This is a genomic window from Halopiger thermotolerans, from assembly GCF_054654555.1.
The window spans coordinates 19,963-37,669 of the sequence record NZ_BAAIEU010000003.1 but is presented as its reverse complement, the minus strand read 5'-3'; the positions used below and the strand labels follow the sequence as shown (position 1 = coordinate 37,669).

Annotated in this window: 21 protein-coding genes and 1 pseudogene; 5 read left to right on the top strand and 17 right to left on the bottom strand. The window is 61.2% G+C overall.

What is annotated here, in order from left to right:
• Positions 1–38: 38 nt before the first annotated feature.
• Positions 39–668, bottom strand: a complete 630-nt coding sequence (gene rdfA / locus ACYQ26_RS05545; protein WP_459807836.1) for a rod-determining factor RdfA — start codon at positions 666–668, stop codon at positions 39–41.
• A 140-nt stretch (positions 669–808) separates the two neighbouring features.
• Here rdfA and ACYQ26_RS05540 point away from each other — a divergent pair, with 140 nt between their 5' ends.
• Positions 809–1,465 (top strand): helix-turn-helix domain-containing protein, encoded by a 657-nt coding sequence (locus ACYQ26_RS05540; RefSeq protein ID WP_459807835.1) that lies wholly within the window; start codon positions 809–811, stop codon positions 1,463–1,465.
• A 359-nt stretch (positions 1,466–1,824) separates the two neighbouring features.
• A complete protein-coding gene (gene ddfA / locus ACYQ26_RS05535) occupies positions 1,825–2,115 on the top strand; it encodes a DdfA family disk-determining factor (protein ID WP_459807833.1) in 291 nt (96 codons plus the stop codon).
• A 42-nt stretch (positions 2,116–2,157) separates the two neighbouring features.
• Here the strand turns inward: ddfA (ACYQ26_RS05535) and ACYQ26_RS05530 are convergent, their stop codons facing one another.
• The 13 genes and pseudogenes from ACYQ26_RS05530 to ACYQ26_RS05470 all read right to left on the bottom strand — a co-directional run bounded on the left by ACYQ26_RS05530 (position 2,158) and on the right by ACYQ26_RS05470 (position 13,406).
• On the bottom strand, positions 2,158–2,313 hold the full coding sequence (locus tag ACYQ26_RS05530; RefSeq protein ID WP_459807832.1) for a hypothetical protein: 156 nt from the start codon (positions 2,311–2,313) through the stop codon (positions 2,158–2,160).
• 1,053 nt (positions 2,314–3,366) lie between these two features.
• Positions 3,367–4,200 carry a phosphosulfolactate synthase gene (locus tag ACYQ26_RS05525; protein ID WP_459807830.1) on the bottom strand — a complete coding sequence of 278 codons (834 nt, stop codon included), beginning with the start codon at positions 4,198–4,200 and terminating at the stop codon, positions 3,367–3,369.
• Between the two features lie 241 nt (positions 4,201–4,441).
• A complete protein-coding gene (locus ACYQ26_RS05520; protein ID WP_459807829.1) occupies positions 4,442–4,801 on the bottom strand; it encodes an OB-fold domain-containing protein in 360 nt (119 codons plus the stop codon).
• Positions 4,798–5,982 (bottom strand): thiolase family protein, encoded by a 1,185-nt coding sequence (locus ACYQ26_RS05515; RefSeq protein ID WP_459807827.1) that lies wholly within the window; start codon positions 5,980–5,982, stop codon positions 4,798–4,800. The genes ACYQ26_RS05520 and ACYQ26_RS05515 overlap by 4 nt, the downstream gene beginning before the upstream one ends.
• Positions 5,983–5,984: 2 nt before the next feature.
• On the bottom strand, positions 5,985–6,785 hold the full coding sequence (locus ACYQ26_RS05510; RefSeq protein WP_459807825.1) for a beta-ketoacyl-ACP reductase: 801 nt from the start codon (positions 6,783–6,785) through the stop codon (positions 5,985–5,987).
• Positions 6,782–7,363 (bottom strand): HTH domain-containing protein, encoded by a 582-nt coding sequence (locus tag ACYQ26_RS05505; RefSeq protein WP_459807823.1) that lies wholly within the window; start codon positions 7,361–7,363, stop codon positions 6,782–6,784. Before ACYQ26_RS05505 ends, ACYQ26_RS05510 begins: the two co-directional genes overlap by 4 nt.
• Positions 7,350–7,565, bottom strand: a complete 216-nt coding sequence (locus ACYQ26_RS05500) for a MarR family transcriptional regulator (RefSeq protein ID WP_459807821.1) — start codon at positions 7,563–7,565, stop codon at positions 7,350–7,352. Before ACYQ26_RS05500 ends, ACYQ26_RS05505 begins: the two co-directional genes overlap by 14 nt.
• Positions 7,566–8,058: 493 nt before the next feature.
• Positions 8,059–8,340, bottom strand: a complete 282-nt coding sequence (locus ACYQ26_RS05495) for a hypothetical protein (protein ID WP_459807819.1) — start codon at positions 8,338–8,340, stop codon at positions 8,059–8,061.
• Positions 8,341–8,522: 182 nt separating this feature from the next.
• Positions 8,523–8,895, bottom strand: a pseudogene (locus tag ACYQ26_RS05490) (transposase domain-containing protein); the annotation flags it as partial.
• 174 nt (positions 8,896–9,069) lie between these two features.
• Positions 9,070–9,870 carry an alpha/beta fold hydrolase gene (locus tag ACYQ26_RS05485; protein ID WP_459807818.1) on the bottom strand — a complete coding sequence of 267 codons (801 nt, stop codon included), beginning with the start codon at positions 9,868–9,870 and terminating at the stop codon, positions 9,070–9,072.
• 134 nt (positions 9,871–10,004) lie between these two features.
• The gene (locus tag ACYQ26_RS05480; protein ID WP_459807816.1) at positions 10,005–10,772 is read right to left on the bottom strand and encodes a hypothetical protein; all 768 of its coding nucleotides are present in this window, start codon (positions 10,770–10,772) and stop codon (positions 10,005–10,007) included.
• A 133-nt stretch (positions 10,773–10,905) separates the two neighbouring features.
• Positions 10,906–12,294, bottom strand: coding sequence for a selenium-binding protein SBP56-related protein (locus tag ACYQ26_RS05475; RefSeq protein ID WP_459807815.1), 1,389 nt, complete (start codon positions 12,292–12,294; stop codon positions 10,906–10,908).
• A gap of 254 nt (positions 12,295–12,548) precedes the next feature.
• Positions 12,549–13,406: a helix-turn-helix transcriptional regulator gene (locus ACYQ26_RS05470; protein ID WP_459807813.1), complete on the bottom strand. Its 858-nt coding sequence runs from the start codon at positions 13,404–13,406 to the stop codon at positions 12,549–12,551.
• A gap of 159 nt (positions 13,407–13,565) precedes the next feature.
• Between ACYQ26_RS05470 and ACYQ26_RS05465 the strand changes: the two genes are divergently transcribed.
• Positions 13,566–14,813: an MFS transporter gene (locus ACYQ26_RS05465; protein WP_459807811.1), complete on the top strand. Its 1,248-nt coding sequence runs from the start codon at positions 13,566–13,568 to the stop codon at positions 14,811–14,813.
• A 230-nt stretch (positions 14,814–15,043) separates the two neighbouring features.
• Positions 15,044–15,280, top strand: coding sequence for a DUF7127 family protein (locus ACYQ26_RS05460; protein ID WP_459807810.1), 237 nt, complete (start codon positions 15,044–15,046; stop codon positions 15,278–15,280).
• A gap of 145 nt (positions 15,281–15,425) precedes the next feature.
• Here the strand turns inward: ACYQ26_RS05460 and ddfA (ACYQ26_RS05455) are convergent, their stop codons facing one another.
• From ddfA (ACYQ26_RS05455) to ACYQ26_RS05445, 3 genes are all read right to left on the bottom strand, one after another.
• Positions 15,426–15,668, bottom strand: coding sequence for a DdfA family disk-determining factor (gene ddfA, locus ACYQ26_RS05455; protein ID WP_459807808.1), 243 nt, complete (start codon positions 15,666–15,668; stop codon positions 15,426–15,428).
• 5 nt (positions 15,669–15,673) lie between these two features.
• Entirely contained in the window at positions 15,674–16,072 is a 399-nt protein-coding gene (locus ACYQ26_RS05450) for a DUF7344 domain-containing protein (protein WP_459807806.1), read from the bottom strand.
• 96 nt (positions 16,073–16,168) lie between these two features.
• On the bottom strand, positions 16,169–16,828 hold the full coding sequence (locus tag ACYQ26_RS05445) for a helix-turn-helix domain-containing protein (RefSeq protein WP_459807804.1): 660 nt from the start codon (positions 16,826–16,828) through the stop codon (positions 16,169–16,171).
• Positions 16,829–16,949: 121 nt separating this feature from the next.
• Between ACYQ26_RS05445 and ACYQ26_RS05440 the strand changes: the two genes are divergently transcribed.
• The gene (locus ACYQ26_RS05440) at positions 16,950–17,441 is read left to right on the top strand and encodes a cupin domain-containing protein (RefSeq protein ID WP_459807802.1); all 492 of its coding nucleotides are present in this window, start codon (positions 16,950–16,952) and stop codon (positions 17,439–17,441) included.
• Positions 17,442–17,707 lie beyond the last annotated feature (266 nt).

The following is a 17,707-nucleotide window of genomic DNA, read 5'->3' as shown; positions in this document are numbered from 1 at the left end:
CTTCGAACCCCGCTCCGTACTCGTGGCGCGCCCGTCGATCACGCTTCGGTCTCATCGTCTCGAGCAGCGGTTCGATCGTCCGCTCGACACGAACACCGTCCCCGATCCACGAGGCGGGAAAACGTGTACTCCTCGCCGCATTCCGTACATGCGACGCGCAAACTAAGCGTGACCTCCGGCTCGCCGATCGTCAGGTGATCGCTCGAGCGGAGTCGGTCAATCGTTCGCACGGTGATTGACTCGGTTCGGGACAGTAATTTGAAGACGACGTTCTTCGCGCTGGTCCGATCGATTTGCGTGGTTCGAGTAGTGTCGACGTCGAGGCAGTCGTTGAGATGCGTCCGGACGGTCTGGTAACTGACGAAGTCGTCCGTGACCGCGTCCGGATCGATTCCGTTCCGTTCGAGCCGAGACTGAGCTTCGACGCGCGTTCCGGCGCTCACGTCATCGTCGGTAAGCAGGCGGTAGAGGTTCTCGATTTCACCCTCCAGTGTCTCCATGTCCGCTTCGTTCACCGCCGCTTCGAGCACCTGCCGGTTGTGATACGTTTCGAGGTCGCGGAGACTGGCGCCCGCGTTCCGACGCTCGAGGAGTCGCTGATCGAAGTCGTCGAGTTCCCGCTTCCGGGCGATCCGATCGATCTTACAGCCCTCGGTGTCGTTCGCCATCGTATACATAGCGTGCGCGGGACTGCATTTATCTTCTTCCGCTGTGCCACCGCTCTAACCGTTATCCGACTGACTCGAGGATACTCTTATGATGGTGCCTAAAGATAGAGTCGCGTATAAACGGAGACACTGTCGAAGAGATGCCTATTACCGTAAAAGCCTACGCGGAACACGATGAACTCGCTCTAATCCCGACGTTACGGAGCGTAGATGGTATCGAAATCGAAGTGATAACGCAGGCGAACACCGATCCGGATTCGGACGTTTTTCCGTTTCTCATCAAGTACGACGACCGCGACGAGCTGGAGCGTCACCTCGATTCCGATCCGACCGTCGACAGTTACGAACTCGTCGACGCGAACGACGAGATGTTCATCTACTACATCGAACATTCGGACGAGACCATATTACTGAGTCCGATCCTCACGGAAGTGAACGGATTCATGTTACGGACGGAAACCAGACGTCGCGGATGGTTCGTCCAGTTACAGCTCCCGGACCGGGAGGCGCTCAATACGATCTGGGAGTTCGCCGAAGGATGCGGGATGAAGCTCGAGATCATCGAAATACACGGGAGTACGGGGGCCAAAGAGGACATCTCGTTTGGACTGACGGACGAGCAGATCGAAGCACTGCGAACAGCATACGAGTGCGGGTACTTCAACGAACCGCGCGACACGGCCCTCAGCGGCGTTGCCGACGAGGTCGGCGTCTCCTCGACCGCCATGAGCGGCCGACTTCGACGCGGGATGCGGAACCTGATCTCTGCGGCGTTGATGGAGAACGATACCGACTGACGGCCTAATACTGTTCACGTATCGTCGATTCTCCAGAAACGGATTCTGTTGTAGAAAAACTATAGTAGAGTTTCTTAGTAGCTAGTGGGAATAAATGTACTCCTAATGGGGGTTAGATGGCCTAAATTACCGAAAATATAAAACACATACGTAGTTCCTATATCATCCTCCTAATAGCCAATGATCGCTGAGCCAGCGTATAATCTTACTCATCAATTACTGAGTCGGTCGAACCCGAGCGACTTACGAATCACCGTCATACGACGGTATCCGAAACGAACTCCGTCGTATGCAGGGTATTTAAACGGGAGGAATATTCCTCACTAACTGTCATCTTAGTGTTTGTCAATCACTAACCTATGAGTAGTGCCGTAGACTCGGCGGCCGACCGACCGACGCATCACTTACACCACGACTGGACCGGGGAGGAGTGGGCGAGTGATCGTATCGTGCAGGCGATTGCGGAGTACGAAAACGAGCATCCGGAGGACCTCCCACCGCTGAGCAACAGTATCAATCCCGAGGCGCTTGATACGGCGTTCGAATCCGTCGACGGGAGCGCCGGTAAGGCCGGGTGTCTCACCTTCTCCTACTACGGCTATACCGTTCTCGTGCAGAGCACTGGACAGATCCTTATCAAGAAGAATTAGTCCCGCTCGTATTCCACAACGATAACCCAGTTGAGCGACTCGTCACCAATCCGGGGCAGGAACCAAGTCGGTGACCTCCGTATCGCGAAGGGCCAACTCGGCACACTCCTGACAGAGGTACACCACCACCGCGGCATCGCCTTCGTAGTAGACCAGCATTCGCTCGGCCTCGCTCTCGCTACATCGTGTACACTTCATACGGCTACTATGGTGTGGTATACGATAACATGATCGGTGGCCAACGACCGTAATCAGCAAACGCGCGCGAGTTAGAGCACCGCCCTATGCCGTAACCAACAACCGGCCGAGTTCGAGTCCTCCGTCGGTTACGCCTAAGAGGCACTGCCCTCGAGCGTCCACCTCTCCACCCTCGAGACAGCGAGCGGGAACGTCTCCCCTCGTTCCCTCCACTACTAGCGTCACGGGCTGTAGATGGTGAAAGGGACGGAAGGGTGGCCGCGATGGCTATTGAGACCGCCGGTGGATCCACCGGCGGTCGTGGGTGATTCGCGATTGCCCCCAACGATCGGAACGTTGGAACGATGACGAGGAGGGTCTGTCTTCGGGCCAAAGGCGACAGTACGTCCCCCACCCCCCTCGTCACTTAACAGTTGGTTAGACAGAACTATAGTTCTAATGGCCAATCTCTAACGCTCGATATTTACTGAGCGCCGCTCTGGGACCAGTACTGCGCTTGAGGGGCAACCGCCAGTTGCCACACGTGGTAGCGAGTTTGGGATCAGCTGGCTCGTACTGCCCGGAACACTCGCTCAACGCGACGGCGACGAGGTGATCGCTGCGGCGCTGATGTCACTTGAAGGTACCACCAGCGTTGGTTGCGCTCAAACTCCTGAAAGCGAGACGAAAGTGGGGGTGGGGGATTTGGTGGGTGGGGGAGATCACCGCACCGATATCAACTGCATTCTCGTTTCTTATAGTTATTTCGGATGGTAAGGGAGGTCTGTTGCTAAGCCGCTCCCGATCGGTCAAATTACGTCCTCCTCCGTACTAACTCGAGACCGTCCGTCCGACACGCCGCTGTTCGCGTCGAGTCCAGTAGCGAAGTTCACGTGCTGGTACATCTACGGGCGGAGTCTCCGGTCAGTGAGCGATGTGTATCCCCTCCCTCCGTCGTTCGATTGGTCTCGAGCAGTTCGCCCTTCCGGGAACTATCGATGAACGAGCGTTTCCTGTACATACCCCTCCCGACAGGACAGTTTCTAAGAGACAGTGATATTACCAGTCGTAGAGCTATTCTTCGTCACCCTTCCAGGTGACGGTCCGACCCCACGTCGTCGCCTTCCCCCAGAGGCCGGACCGCATGCACTCCAGTTCGACGATCTGTGAATTATCGACGAAGAGGTTTACCTCCGGACCGAAGTTCTTGACGTACCACTCGAACATCTCCGGTCCAGGCGCCTCGAAGACGAGGTTCTCGATTCCAAGCCCGTTCGCAATCTGGTAGGCGACGTCCGTCCGCCACTCGTTGACCTCCTCGGTGATGCCCTCCGCCTCGACCATCAAAAGGTCCGCGCCCGCCTCCAGATGGCGTTTCCCCTCCTCGATAGCTTGTTCGGGGTCCTGCTGGCCCTGTTCCTCGAGGACATCCGGGTCCGTCGCGCCGCCGGCGCCGAACTGGACGTTGATCTCGGGCTTCGGATCGATCTCGTAGTCCTCCGCGACGATCTCCGTCATCCGCACCATGTCATCCGTCCCGATGGCCAGAAACCCACTAGAGAGCTCTACGATGTCGAACCCGAGCCGCTCGGCCTCCTCGAAGTACTGCTCGACCTTGTCGTTGTCGCGGATCAGGACGTTCTCGACGTAGCCGCCAGTCGAGACTTTAACGTCGTACTCGTGGCAGATGTCGATCAACTCCGTCACCGCCTCCTCGGGCATCAGCGCGAAGGACCCACCGCTGAACTTGTAGATGTCGACGTACTGCCCCATCGTCTCTAGAAGGTCACGCAGCTCGCGCGGGCCCATCGGATCGTAGTACGGCCCGCGGATCTCCGTGATCCCCTTCTCTCTGGGTTTCTCCTCGCGCTCATTGTGGTGGAGGAATTCGAACGTACGGTCGACCATAATCCGATTGTAGCTTCGCTCTCTGAGCCCTTAGTGAGAGGGGGGCGTCATCTGGCGCAGACCGAAAAACAGGAAAGTCGGTGACCCTCCTACTGCTCGAGATACCGCTGCGTTCACGGGGAGGCGGACGTCACTGTGTCAAATTATAGGCGTTGCCTGATACTCGGAGGCCGTTCCTCACTGCCGGAATTGCAGCACGCGCCGACTGGTGACTCTCCGATGTCGGCGGCCGACCGAGCGCTTACAGGGGTTCGAACCGGTAGCCGTCCCAGGCCTGGCTGTCTGGCTCGCGGATACCTGCACCGCGCTCGCGGAGTTCGTCGACATGGACCGGCCGCACTTCGTCGCCGGTCTCGACTGTGTCGGTCGTCACCTGGCCGATCGCCCGGACCGCCTGACCGTCGACATCGAATTCAACGATCGCGAGCGTGTTCGGTTCGCGGACACCCGGTGGCGTCGCGGTACTGGTCGTCCACGTGATGACCTCAGCAGTGTACCCGCTGAGGTCGATCGTTTCCGCCGGCTCCGCGCCGCCGGGGCCGCGCGGGTGGCCGGGGTAGCTGATCGAACCGTCCTCGTAACGCGTGGCTTCCATCGTCATCGTGCCGCCTCCATGATGGTGGTGATCACGCAGTTACCGAAACCGCCGACGTTGCAGGTCAGGCCGACATCGGCCTCGACCTGTCGCGGGCCGGCTTCGCCCATCAGTTGTTCGTAGATCTCGACGCCCTGGGCGACGCCGCTGGCGCCCAGCGGGTGACCCTTGGACTTGAGCCCCCCGGAGGTGTTGATCGGCAGTTCGCCGGCGTCGCGCTCGGTGTACCCCTCCTCGACGAGCTGCCAGGCCTCGCCCTGCTCGGCGAAGCCCAACCCCTCCATCTGGAGGAACTCGAGGATGGTGAACATGTCGTGGAGTTCGGCGACGTCGACGTCGTCGGGCCCGTAGCCGCTCATCTCGTAGGCGCCCTCGCCGCTCTCGACGACGCCGCGCATCACGGTCGGATCCTCGCGCTCGTGAACGACGTGGGTGTCCGTCGCGCCGTCGACGCCCGCAATCACGACGTAGTCGTCCGTGTACTCCCGAGCGATCGATTCCGGACAGAACAGCATCGCGGCCGAGCCGTCGGTGACCGGACAGAAGTCATAGAGCCGGAGCGGATCAGCGATGATCGGCGATTCCAACACCGTCTCGAGATCGACTTCCTTCCGGAACTGCGCCTTGGGGTTGTCGACGCCGTTCTCGTGGTTTTTGACGGCGACCTTCGCTAAGCTCTCGCGGGGCACGTCGAACCGCTCCAGATAGTGACGCGCGGTCAACCCGGCAAAGGACGGCAGCGTGACCCCGTGGGTGTACTCGACCGGGTGCCCGATCGACGCGATGACGTCGGTCGCCTCGCCGGTCGTCTTGTGAGTCATCTTCTCGCCGCCGACGAGCAGCGTCATGTCGCTGGCACCGCTCGTAATCGACTGCCAGGCGGCGTAGATGCCGGCGCCGCCGCTGGAACTGGTCTGGTCGACCCGCTGTGTGTATGCCGGAAGCGCGTTGAGATCGTGCGCTAGCGCGTTCATCACGCCCGTCATGCCCTCGAACTCGCCGCTGGCCATGTTCGAGACGTAGAGGTGGTCGACCTCGGCGGCGTCGACGCCCGCGTCCGCGAGACACGCGCTCCCAGCCTCTGCGAGCAGGTCGAGGATCCAGTCCTCCCGCTGGCCGAACTGCGTCATCGAGGCCCCGATAACCGCCACGCGCTCGGATTCCCCGACCGACGTTTGAGACGACACCGTCACAGGTCGACCCCGCCGTTGACGTCGATCACTTCACCGGTGATGTAGCTCGCTTCCTCGCTGGCAAGGTACCGCACGAGGCTCGCGATCTCGTCGATGGTCGCGAATCGCTCGAGGGGAATCTCGGCTCGCAGTTCGTCCTGGATATGGTCGGGAATGGCCTCGACCATCTCCGTGCGGGTAAAGCCGGGGGCGATACAGTTCGCGGTCGTGCCCGAGTCCGCCAACTCGAGTGCGAGCGACCGCGTGAAGCCGAACAGACCGCTTTTCGCCGCTGCGTAGTTTGCCTGGCCAACGTTCCCCTGTTTCCCGATGACGCTCGAGATGGTGATGATCCGGCCGTTGTCGGCGGCCTCGAGATCGTCGTAGAACGCTTTGGTGCAGTTGAACGTCCCGTGTAGCGAGACGTCGAGCACCCGGCGCCAGTCTTCGGACGTCATCTTCGCGAACGTGCGATCGCAGGTGATCCCCGCGTTGTTCACGAGCACGTCGATCGACCCGACGGCGTCGGTGACCGTGTCCCGCATTGCATCGATCTCGTCGCGATCCGTCACGTCGGCCTGGATCGGATAGGCGATCCCTTCGGTGTCTGCGTCCGTGATCGTGTCGGCGACGGCGTGGGCGGCCGACTCCGACGATCGGTAGTTGACGATCACGGTCGCGCCGTACCGGCCGAGTTCCGTGGCGATGCCGCGGCCAATCCCGCGCGACGCGCCCGTCACTACGCAGGTGCGGCCGGCGAGCGGCTGGCGCGGTGGCCGGTCGAGGTCGCCCGTCTCCGCGAGTCGTTTCGCGGTCATCGGCCCCCCTCCAGTACCGGTACTCGATCGTCATCTGCGTCGGGCGCGAGCCCAGCACCGTCCGCCGGCTCGAGTGCAGCCAGCAAGGTGTCGACCGTCTGTGGCTGCTGGTCGCCTTCTGGGGTGGACGCCGTACATGGAACGACGCTCCGGAGCGATTCCGGGTCTGTCCGCGGCTTCGCGTCCTCGTAGAGCGCGAGCGCGATCACCGGAACGCGAAGCCGTCCGATGCGGTCGCCTTCCTCACGAGCAACGGGGGTCGTCGGGACCGTGTCCCGTCGGAATGCAGGCTCGAGGGAGTAACCCTGCTTGTCAGCCCACTGCTCAAACGTCTCGACGAGTTCCTGTCGCGTCAGCCCGGCTGGGTCGGCGACGGTCTGGTGCGGTGCTGGCCACTGTGAAACGCGATAGTCGTCGATCTGGCCGCCCTCACAGAGGCGTTGAAGGCGTTCAGTGACCGCGGTGATTCGGTTCTGCACCGGGGCGGGGACGGCGCCTCGCACGTAGGCTTCGATCCGGAGCTCCCCGTCGTAATCGGCACACGCTGGCGGCCAGTTGGAGGCGTCACCGGCAGGCATAGCCGTCCTCCGTCCGGGTGATGAGATCGCGTTGGCGGAGTGAGTCGAGGATCGAAAGCAGTGTGAGTTTAGAGAGTCCGAGCTGGTGGTGGAGTTCGGTCAGCGTCGCTTTCTCGACGGTACGGAGGGTTACGTAGACGAGTTTGGCCTTTGACGAGGTCACTTCGTCCGGAATCAGCAGGTGATATTCGCTCGTGGACATCATCCATCGAAGCGGGCAACGAAGCGAGGTAAAAAGATTATCAGAGGCATGTATACACTCCCCATGGAGGACGGTATCAATACTAGGGGTATGACTGCCGGCGACCGACACTACCGTGGCGCTCTCCGAAGGGATGATGTCCACGAGTGACCGCGTGGACGGCGGCCAGTCGTGTGCGGCGAGTCCAGAGAATCGCTATCTGGAATCTCCGCATCAGTGAGAAGAGACTCGAGCAACGTATTGATATCCCCAACATAATTTGGAGTAGCAACGAACGTAACGGAGTCCAGCCATGGGGTATTCCGTAGTCTCTGCACAGTTTTCCCTGGCGCTGTGCGGTCTATTCGGCCAGAATGGACCGTGCCGTCATTCCGAACGCGGGTCGGCCACGTACTGGTCTTCCCAGTTGCGCCGGGCTTCACGCTCGCGGATCCCACGGCGTAGTACCGAGCACACTTAGTCCGGCGGTCCGCTTCGCCCGTTTCAACGAGATTCAGTGTGACGCGTCAGGTGGAGTGGTTACGCGAAGTTCGTCGCCGACCTCGTAGAGGTATCCGCGCTCGAGCAGTCGCGTCACTGCGTGGTCGACGTCTCTCTGATCGAGTTGTAGTTCCTCGGTGGACAGTAGGACCTCGATCGCGTCATCGCGATGGATGGCGGGAACCTGGCGGTCAGGCTCAGTACGTCCGTGCTCGGCGATAGCGTCAGTGAGCACGTCGTACGCGTCCAACACCCACTCGGGGAGTGGCGGGCGAGGATCGGTAGCCAGGGACATCTATGAGATCACCTGTCAACCGACCGTTCTATGTACTACCGCTTAACTGTATTCCCCAAACTCGAGTCCTTTGTGTTAGGTTACTGCTTTTTTAGCCCAGTGAAATAGGGCCGGCATCTCCTCGACTGACCGTTTCCGTCGAGCGTGCGATGCAGCCGTTGGTGGTTGTAGCAATGCACGACTCAGTCAAGACATCCGGGAACGCTCGCCAGACTACCTACCCACGAAGTATGGAAGCGATCGATGTGAATTTTGAGGTGTAAGACCACTTTCAGATGTGGTTTCGGTCGGTACCGTGAACCCGACCGCTCGGTCCGACTCGAGAGCGGGTAGTCCGATACCGAATTGATCGATGAGAAATCCGGACCCGAGGAGATCGCGTTTCTCGCGGAGTTACTGCGGAAACGCAGCTGCCGGATTAGTGCCATGTCGACTAAACAGCGCAACGTCAAGGATCAACTTCGTTTCGATGTCTATTGAAGGATACTGGCAATACTGATCACCGTTGATCTTGACAGCGGGTTCGTCGACCGCGACCCGCAACGGCGATGCCGTCCGCAGAACGCGTCGCGTTCTAATGGGTCTCGGCAACGCCGTTGAGGCGGTGGGTGCACCGGTAGTGGCAGGCAGGTGTATTACGGGTCGATATGGCGGTGACGGGCACACGCTACCGGACCAAACACCTGCTGGCTCGAGGATGGGCCCGGCTGCATACCTAGCGCGTATCGATTACAAGGACTCGACGAACTGACTCACGATCCGGTTGAATCGGTCGGGTTCCTCGAGGGTCAGACAGTGTCCACTCTCGTCGAAGAGTTCGAAGCTCCCCTCCGGAACGAGCTCCGCGACGTGCTTCGTTGATACGACGGTTCCGCGCTTTTCGTCCGCACCAGCACAGACTACCATCGGCACGTCAATCTCGGAGAGGACGTCTCGATAATCGCGTGTGAGCGCGTCGAAGAGGATTGCGCTCTTGATCGACGCTGGCACCCGGGAGAGTTCGTCGAACACCATTGCCCTCGTTTCGGCTGAGGGAGGGTCCTTGAACACCTGTTCTGTGATCCGTTCGATGAGACTCGTCCGATCCTGCTGGGCCAACGCGAGCGTTGTTTGAAGGCCGTCCAAATCGGTGAGTCCATAGTCGTAGTCGGCCCACTGAAATCGGGACGCTTCCATATCGATGTCCACCAGCCCTCGGACTTCTTCAGTCCCGAACTGATCGACGTACTCCCACGAGACGAGTGCGCCCATCGACCAGCCGACCAGGACGATGTTGTCGAGGTCGCGCTGGCTGAGAAAGGCCCGAAGGTCGCGGGCGTACTGCGCGACCGTGTGTCCCAGTTCCGTCTTCGCTGACCGACCGTGCCCCCTGAAATCGACGGCAATCGTTCGATACTCCTTCGAGAGACCCGTCAGTTGAGGTTCGAAGAACCGGTGGCTCGCCATGACGCCGTGTAGAAAGACGATCGGTGGCCCCTCGCCGTGGTCCTCGTAGTAGAGGTCCGCCCCGTTGCACTGGCTGTACGGCATAGCGATGATCGTACGAGAAACGCGATGATAAGCCTATCCGGTAACCCAACGAGACAAAAGCGAAGAACGCTGCAGAGCTAGAAAGGGCGACCGTCGGTAGAGTACGCACGACGTGTGGAAAGACACGGAGCTACCTAGTGCTCCGGAAGGGGTTCTAGCCGTCTACCGGATCGGTTCTCTCTGTACCCAAGTAGCTCGGTTACCCCCGTGACGAGGAGGATGCCACCGACACTTGCGAGAACTGCTGCTGCGCTCGCCGTAGAGAGACTGCTTACGAGGGAGCTACCGAACAGTGCTCCCGCGATAAAGCCGAGCTGCGTTACGATAACGCTCGCAGTACCCCACCCTCGGCTGACCGGAGCGTACAGGGCGCCGACGGCGACTGTCTCCGCGATCGCGTGTCCCGTGAGGATGGCCAACCCGACCAGGCCGAGCGCTGCGCTCGCCCCGTAGACGCTTGCGATGATCGCTCCTTCAGTGGCTCGGTGAACGAGTATTGCCCCGAACGCTGCGTCTGCACACCCGTCATGTGGCGAGACGCCGCGAGCACGGCTAGTCCAGGCGATCGCCCCACCGACCACACCACCGACGACTGTAAGAGCCCACAGCTGAGTACCGGCTGACGCGAGTGCGACGAGTCCTACCGCTATCACTACGATGGGAGTCAGTAGGCCGTGACCGCGTTCGACGGTGCGAGTCGGTCCCCAGCGCACGACCGCGTAGAGACCGATCGCAGCGCTGACCAGCGCCGAGAAGCCGACCGCTACGACGAACGGAACCGGTAACGCGTGGGCGCCGGCATCCCCAGCGGTGCCGTGGGCACTAGCGACTACCGGCCACGCGAAGAGCGCACCGAGTAGCGTCGGCAGAACCGCGACCGTCACGCGGCTTGCCTGTATCATATCTCACCGACTCGAGAAGCGAGATTCATGCGATTTTAATTCCAGTGTTTCTGTCGATTTGTTTCGACGGTGTCGGCCGCCGTCGATCAGTCCGTCGGTGACGGCCGATCGACGGTGGCGATGCTCGTGTCACCTACATCCAGACGTCGCTGGTGCAGTCGCCGTCGGGCCACCGGATCTCGTGGGCGCGGGCCGGGCCCTCAGGGAGCGTTCCGAAGTCGACGAGGAACTCCTCGTCGAGGGTCATCGTCCCCTCGCGCGGGTTCACGTCGGCCTTGAGCATGACCGACCCCCGCTCGCCCTCCTCGGGGAAGAACTGGTCGTCCCACGAGGAGTACAGCGAGGTGGTCCAGTAGAGGCGCTCGCCGTCCAGCGAGAGCTGGAGCATCTGCGGCCCGGCGGTGATCTCCCGGCCATTCACCTCGCGGACGTCACCGAAGAGGCCGCCCACCGAGATCGTATCGGTCAGTCGCGGGTTCGACGGATCGGAGATGTCGTACATGCGGACCTCCCCGTGGAGCCAGTTCGCGAAGAACAGGTACCGATCGTCCATCGAGACCAGCAGGTCAGTGATCAGCCCCGGGACTGGCATGTCCCAGTCCTCGTGGTCGCGCGGCTCGACGTCGATGACTTTCATCGCGCGCCACTCGTCGCCCTCCTTGAACAGGTGGAACATGTTCGACGAGAGCGCGGCACCGACGTAGGCGTGTTCGGATTCGGGGGTGTGGAGGAACCGCACCTCGAGCGGCACCAGTCCCTCCTCACCGAGGTCGATCGTCTGTTCGACCGTCTTCTCGTCCCAGTTCCAGACGTGGAGGCGCTGTCCGTACTTCCCGGCTTCGACGTCTTCGAGATCGAATCCCGGTTGGTAGGTCTTCGGCGCGGCCCACTCGCTCGAGACCATCACGTTACGACGCGGCTGGTACCAGAAGTCGTAGTTCATCTCGATGTCCCCGGGCTCGTCCCAGCGCCCGTCGATTTCGAAGTCCTCGTTCAGCAGGAGGAAGCCGCCAGGGAGATCTCCATCGGCGTTCCCGAGCATGCTGATCATGATCTTCCCCTCGGGGATGCAGTGGACGGTGTGGGGGGCGGAGAGGTCGTGCTCGAAGACCGCCTCCGGTTCGATGACCTTCACGAGTTCGGGGTGCTCCCGGTCTTTGGTATCGACGATGTGGATGCGCGACGAGCGGTTGCCGGGAACGACGAGGTACCGCCGCTCCGCTCCCTCGACGTGGCAGGACGACGAGCAGGCGTTCCAGCCGAAGTGATGCAGTTCGTCGCCTTTGGTCGGCATCTCGATTCGGTCGACGACCTCGCAGTAGGTCGGCGAATCGGGGTCGACGTCGACGACGGTCAGCATGTCGGGCACGTCGACATCGGTTCCCACGTAGAGGGCCGGGACGTACGCGATGCGCTCGCGAGCGGACTGTTCGATAGCGGCCTGCGGCGTGTCGTATCCGACCGTTCCCGCGTGGTGTCCATGGGCGTGGCTCCCAGTGGTGTGATGTGAGTCGGAGCTCATGGCGTATATTACGAGCTAATATATGATAAACAATCTCGTGGAAAACCATGTACATAATCGCAGTCATGTGTTACTGAGAGGTCATTTTCGGGAGGGGTTGGAAGACGTGCGATCGGGCCCGACGGACCGTGTTAGAAAGTGACGTCGCCATTTCCCCGCCGACAGCGAGAAAGCCTCGAGCAGAGGAGGCGAGAGACGAACGGGAGCCGGAATCGACGACCACGCTTCTCGGAATAGCGGGACCGACCGTCGGATCACGGCTCGATTCGGTCACGGATCGGGTCGGAGCGGTCTCGATACGTCTCGAAAACGCGTTCGGCCCAGCCGCGGGCGATCGCGGAGTCGGAGTCGACGAACACGCGCATCATCCCGGTCTGATCGTCGTATCCGGCGACGCCGACGCGGTCGTCGAAGATGGCCAGCCCGTACGGGAGCGACTCGCGCGTCCGGAGAGTCAGGTGACCCGCGTCCACGGCCTCGCGAACCCGTTCGGGGTGGGTCTCGAGGAGGGACTCGACGACCTCGGGGAGGTAGATGAGTTCCACGTCGCGCCCGTCGAACAGCCGGTCCGACGGTTCCGCGAGCGTCGGCGGGACCATGTGAGTCGTGTTGAACCCGCGAAAGGTGCCGCTCTCGCGCAGCAACTGAATAAACCGGGCGAACGGTGCGTACGGGTCTTCGGGGGTCGCGGTCGTCACCGTTCCGTCAGCAAACGGTGCGACGACGAACTCGCGGTGGGCCTCACAGATCGATTCGAGTAACGGTGCGAGCGCCGTCGCAGCCCGTAGATCCCGCTCGAGATGCCCGACCGCGTCGGCGTACGCCTGCCCTTTCCCCGTCAGTGCGAACCGATTGTCGACCCGGTGCGCGAGGTCGTGGTCCGAGAGCCATCGGGTGAACCGGTGGCTGGTCGCTCGGGAGACGCCCAGTCGCGCCTCGAGGTTGTTCCGGTCGAGCGGCTCGTCCACCAGTGCCTCTAAGAGCTCCCGGTGACGGACGACGTCGAGCAGTTCATCGGTGTCCATTCGCTCGCCGAGTTCGTGTGCCGATACCGAACTGGAGTCCAGCTCGTAAGTCGTCTCCAGGATTTCGTCGAGGACTGTGGTACCCATGTCGATCACGTCAGTGCAGACGATTACGGAAGGTACGCGCTACACCCACATAGGGCTGTCTCAGGCGCTGAGACGCGTCGAATTCAGTGAGACCGAACTCCGGATTCGATATCCTACTCGGTAAATGACTACACGAGGCTCGGCCGCGTCTATTCGCGTATGGACCACGGAATCGAATCTGGCGGACGAACGGAATCGACTGGCGAACTGAGCGAGGCCGTGCCGTGGGGGTCCCGGACGGTCCAGATCGTGTTGACGAGCACGGCACTTGCACCGCTGGGCGTGCCGCTCATTAGCCCGGCACTGCCGGTCTTTCGCGACGTGTTTGGGATCACCGACGCGCAGGCGAGTCTTCTGGTGAGCACGTACTTCCTCGTCGGGATCGTCCTCTCACCGTTCATCGGCGTCCTCGCCGATCGAATCGGCCGAAAGCGGGTCCTGGTCTGGGGACTGCTGGCGTTCGGCGTCCTCGGCGGTGCGATGGCGGTCGCGCCGACGTTCGAAGTCCTGCTCGCGTTGCGCGTCGCACAAGGGACCGCAGCGGCGGCGATCTTCATCACGACCGTCACGATCGTGGGTGATGCGTTCGACGGTGTCCAGCGAAACGCGGTCCTGGGTGCGAACGTCGCGGTCCTCTCGGCTACCGCCGCGCTGTTTCCCGTCCTCGGCGGATTCCTCGCCGGAATCGCGTGGAACGCGCCGTTTCTCGCGTACCTGGTGGCGATTCCGATCGCTGCGTTCGCGCAGGTCGCGCTGGAGGAACCGCATCGCGTCGACGACGGAGACGGAGTTTCGTACCTCGTCAACGCCGCACGAGCGGTTCTCACGCCGGCGCTCGCGACGCTGTTCGCCGTCGCGTTCCTCACGGAGTTCCTGCTATTCGGCGTGATCTTCACGGCGATGCCGTTCGTCCTCGCGACGACCTTTACCCCCGTACTAATCGGGGTCGTGATCTTGGTCTCCGAGACGGCCTCGATGTTGGTCGCGCTCTCGAGTGGCCGCTTGGCGCGGTCCCTCTCGAACGAGTGGCTGATCGCGACTGGATTCGCCTGCTACGCTATCGGCTTCGCGGCCGCGTGGGCTGCGACCGGACTCGTCGATACGATGGGAGCGGTCGTGATCATTGGCGTCGGCGTCGGACTCCTACTGCCGGTCGTCGACGCCGCCGTGAGCGATCGGGTCTCCGCCGAGTATCTGGCCGGGGCGATGAGTCTGCGCAACAGCACCACCTTCCTCGGTCGGACCGCCGGTCCAATCGTGTTCGCCGGTCTGGCGATCTCCACCGGAATCGGGTACGAACCCCTGCTGCTCGCCTCGAGTGTCGTCGCCGTCGTCGCGACCGGCGTTACGGTCGTCGCCGGACCCGTTCGCCTTGCTCGCGTGACTGCTCGTCAACCGTCGACGTGAGGGTGCTACCGCGTCCCGGTGGAACGACGATGGAGCACCGGATGGGCGTGGAGTGATCTGCGGTTCGGTTTGCAGCGACGAACCCGAAACCTACAGCAAGAGCCACCAGCGACCCGCACTGCATTCATTTGTTCGAATGGAATCCGGTGTATTATGGAAAAACACCAATTCTGTATCTATTGAGGTGTGTTAGCGCGATGCTTACCTCCGTCGAACCCGTATTCTCTCGTATGAAAGTCCCTGGATTCCTCAAAAAGGCCGATCAAGGCGAAGCCGTCGTCCGAGCGTACGACTACGACGACGAGAGCATTATCGTCGCCGATCTCGGGCAGACAAGCGATATCGAGACGGATCTTGTCGGAAAGACAGCCATCATGGTGATCGGTGATCGACAGTTCGAGTTCGACCTTCCTCCCGACGCGGGCGGTATATCGATCAAAAACGGGATCCTCACGATCACGGAGTAGTATCCCGAGTTCGCCGCATCGACCGTCGGACAGTGTTCCGACTACTGACTCTGATTTTCAGCCTGTGGCGCTCGAGGGCAAACCACGGATTTCAAACCTCTGAGCGGCCCGCGGAACGAGTCGAGAAGAACGTCTTCCCGTCGAACTATCTAACATCGATCCTCCCGTCTGCCCGGACTGTGACGATCCGCCCGCAGTACTCGAATTCGACGACCCCCGATCGCCGCTCGTGCGTCGACGTCGGTTCGAACAATCTGTCCAACGCGATCGGATCGATCACGTCCGCTAACAGACACTCGAGGTCGGCCGGGTCGACACCGTTTTTCGCCGCGACCGCCTCGACGACGGCGACACTCGGCGGCTTTTCAGCGGACTCGTCTCGCGGCATTCTCCCTAGTTATGGCGGTTTTCGACCGCTTCTGACGACGCCGACGCGCCAAAGAGCTCGGTCGGGTCCGGTAACGATTCGGAGAGGAGTTCCAGAAGAGGGGTGAACGTAACCTCCCCCTCGTCTCGGTCCCATTCGACGACCCCCGAGTCGGAGAGCATCGGCAGATGAACGTGCTGCAACTCGAGAACCGCTTCGTATTGCTGGTCGGCGGTCACGTCTTCGCTCGGAATCCCGTGTTCGAGTGCGGCGAGCTCGGCAGCTAACCGGACAACTGGCACTCGATCACGGTGAGTGAGGAGATACCGAAGCGCGTTTCGACGGGACGCGTCGGCCAAAAGTACGTAGACCGTATCGAGGAACTCGGGGCTCTCCAGTTGGTCAACGCTGAGTCGTTCGACCATGCTCTGTGATGGAGTAGAACCGCGAAAGCCTTCGCTCCGTACTACTCATGACCTTTATCTTCGTAGTCCTGCTCGTCCCGAATATCGGTATCGGTATCACGGATTCTCGCTCCCGGATTGAAGCAACGCGGCGCGAAGGACTTTGTCCGCTCCTCGACGTACCCGTTCGGAGAGTGCCTGCACTGAGAGGTCGAGTTCCGCGGCGAGTTCGTCGTACGTGACCTCCCGAGGAACTTTGAAGTAGCCGCGCTCGACCGCGAGCGCGAGCGCTTCGTGCTGTGCGTCGGTCAGATCGAAGTCACGACCGTTGGGTGGACGCTCGGCGAGCGAGGAAACGCGGTTAAGCCGATACGTAATATCGTGTTCGGCACAATAGCGGTTGAACTGAGCGAGTCCGGAATGATCCTCGAACCGAATTCGAAACGTCCACTCCTCGTCGCTGTGCGCCTCGAGTATCGTTGCATTGGTGTCGGTGATCCCGGTAATCAACTGTTCGGCCGGATCTTCCCACACGATCTTGTAGAGCGCCCGATCGTCGTACCGGTCGAGGACGGAAATCGACTCTACGTTCGGACTGTCGTCCATCGCGCCCGCAAACGTATCGAGGTCGCTCCCGTAGCCCCAGATGTAGGGCATGATCCGTTTTTCGGCGGGCACCACGCGTTCGAGTTCGACCGAGAGGCCGTCGTGTTCGGCGATGATCTGCCCGAGGAGAAACTGATCGGCTTGAATCGAAATTTCGGCGATAATAGTCATAGGATGGGTAGACGGCCATAGGTAATAGGTCCTCAGTCACTCGTTCGGACCGATCGCCTCGCGGTCGCGCTCGGTCGCCTCACGGCTGTTTTTATCTCGTTGCGAGTCGTCTATACGTGTGATGAGCGAACACACCACAGCCGATCGGAAGTACAACGTCGATCTCGGTAACCTGGGCGCGAAACTGGAGATCGCTCGGACTGAAAACGAGGCGGACGTCGCCGTCGTCGAACACACGCTTCCGCCGCACACGCTCGCCGCCCCGCTACACCGACACAGCCGCGAGGACGAGATCTCTTACGTACTGGAGGGTGAGATGACCGTGCTTGCTGACGACGAAATCTGGACCGTCCCTGCGGACGAGGCGACCGTCAAGGGCCGGAACGTCTGGCACACCTTCTGGAACGCGGCCGACGAACCGCTCCGGTTCCTCGAGATCATCGCGCCCGGCGAGTTCTCGGAGTTCTTCGCCGAGATCGCACGCGTTTACCCGGTCGACCCTGCGGACGAGGCAGCGCTCGCTCGCTTCGAGGAGATCTGCGAGCGGTACGGCTTCCAGGCCGACCTCGAGAGCGTTCCGACGCTCTGCGAGGAGCACGGACTCCGGATGTAGAGGGGATGACCGGGTCGACTTCGAGGGCTCCTCCCGTGTCTCACCGCTGTTTTTGACCGAGTTAGAAAGTCGGGGGCCGGGGGTCGACACGGATCACCACGTCGCTCAACGGGTGAGAGAACCAGATTAGCACTCGGTGACAGAGAATCGGTCGCTCATCTGCTTGCAGCCGGTGACTCGCTATCATCGGCTGCAAGCCGGCCAGATACCGGGTGAATTGCACTAGATACCTATGTCTCGATTCGTCCCGTCCTAGCACGTGAGAG

Coding starts and splice junctions, on each gene's coding strand:
- rdfA (WP_459807836.1), bottom strand. CDS start 668: ATGGCGAACGACACCGAGGGCTGTAAGATCGATCGGATCGCCCGGAAG.
- ACYQ26_RS05540 (WP_459807835.1), top strand. CDS start 809: ATGCCTATTACCGTAAAAGCCTACGCGGAACACGATGAACTCGCTCTA.
- ddfA (WP_459807833.1), top strand. CDS start 1,825: ATGAGTAGTGCCGTAGACTCGGCGGCCGACCGACCGACGCATCACTTA.
- ACYQ26_RS05530 (WP_459807832.1), bottom strand. CDS start 2,313: ATGAAGTGTACACGATGTAGCGAGAGCGAGGCCGAGCGAATGCTGGTC.
- ACYQ26_RS05525 (WP_459807830.1), bottom strand. CDS start 4,200: ATGGTCGACCGTACGTTCGAATTCCTCCACCACAATGAGCGCGAGGAG.
- ACYQ26_RS05520 (WP_459807829.1), bottom strand. CDS start 4,801: ATGACGATGGAAGCCACGCGTTACGAGGACGGTTCGATCAGCTACCCC.
- ACYQ26_RS05510 (WP_459807825.1), bottom strand. CDS start 6,785: ATGACCGCGAAACGACTCGCGGAGACGGGCGACCTCGACCGGCCACCG.
- ACYQ26_RS05505 (WP_459807823.1), bottom strand. CDS start 7,363: ATGCCTGCCGGTGACGCCTCCAACTGGCCGCCAGCGTGTGCCGATTAC.
- ACYQ26_RS05500 (WP_459807821.1), bottom strand. CDS start 7,565: ATGTCCACGAGCGAATATCACCTGCTGATTCCGGACGAAGTGACCTCG.
- ACYQ26_RS05495 (WP_459807819.1), bottom strand. CDS start 8,340: ATGTCCCTGGCTACCGATCCTCGCCCGCCACTCCCCGAGTGGGTGTTG.
- ACYQ26_RS05485 (WP_459807818.1), bottom strand. CDS start 9,870: ATGCCGTACAGCCAGTGCAACGGGGCGGACCTCTACTACGAGGACCAC.
- ACYQ26_RS05480 (WP_459807816.1), bottom strand. CDS start 10,772: ATGATACAGGCAAGCCGCGTGACGGTCGCGGTTCTGCCGACGCTACTC.
- ACYQ26_RS05475 (WP_459807815.1), bottom strand. CDS start 12,294: ATGAGCTCCGACTCACATCACACCACTGGGAGCCACGCCCATGGACAC.
- ACYQ26_RS05470 (WP_459807813.1), bottom strand. CDS start 13,406: ATGGGTACCACAGTCCTCGACGAAATCCTGGAGACGACTTACGAGCTG.
- ACYQ26_RS05465 (WP_459807811.1), top strand. CDS start 13,566: ATGGACCACGGAATCGAATCTGGCGGACGAACGGAATCGACTGGCGAA.
- ACYQ26_RS05460 (WP_459807810.1), top strand. CDS start 15,044: ATGAAAGTCCCTGGATTCCTCAAAAAGGCCGATCAAGGCGAAGCCGTC.
- ddfA (WP_459807808.1), bottom strand. CDS start 15,668: ATGCCGCGAGACGAGTCCGCTGAAAAGCCGCCGAGTGTCGCCGTCGTC.
- ACYQ26_RS05450 (WP_459807806.1), bottom strand. CDS start 16,072: ATGGTCGAACGACTCAGCGTTGACCAACTGGAGAGCCCCGAGTTCCTC.
- ACYQ26_RS05445 (WP_459807804.1), bottom strand. CDS start 16,828: ATGACTATTATCGCCGAAATTTCGATTCAAGCCGATCAGTTTCTCCTC.
- ACYQ26_RS05440 (WP_459807802.1), top strand. CDS start 16,950: ATGAGCGAACACACCACAGCCGATCGGAAGTACAACGTCGATCTCGGT.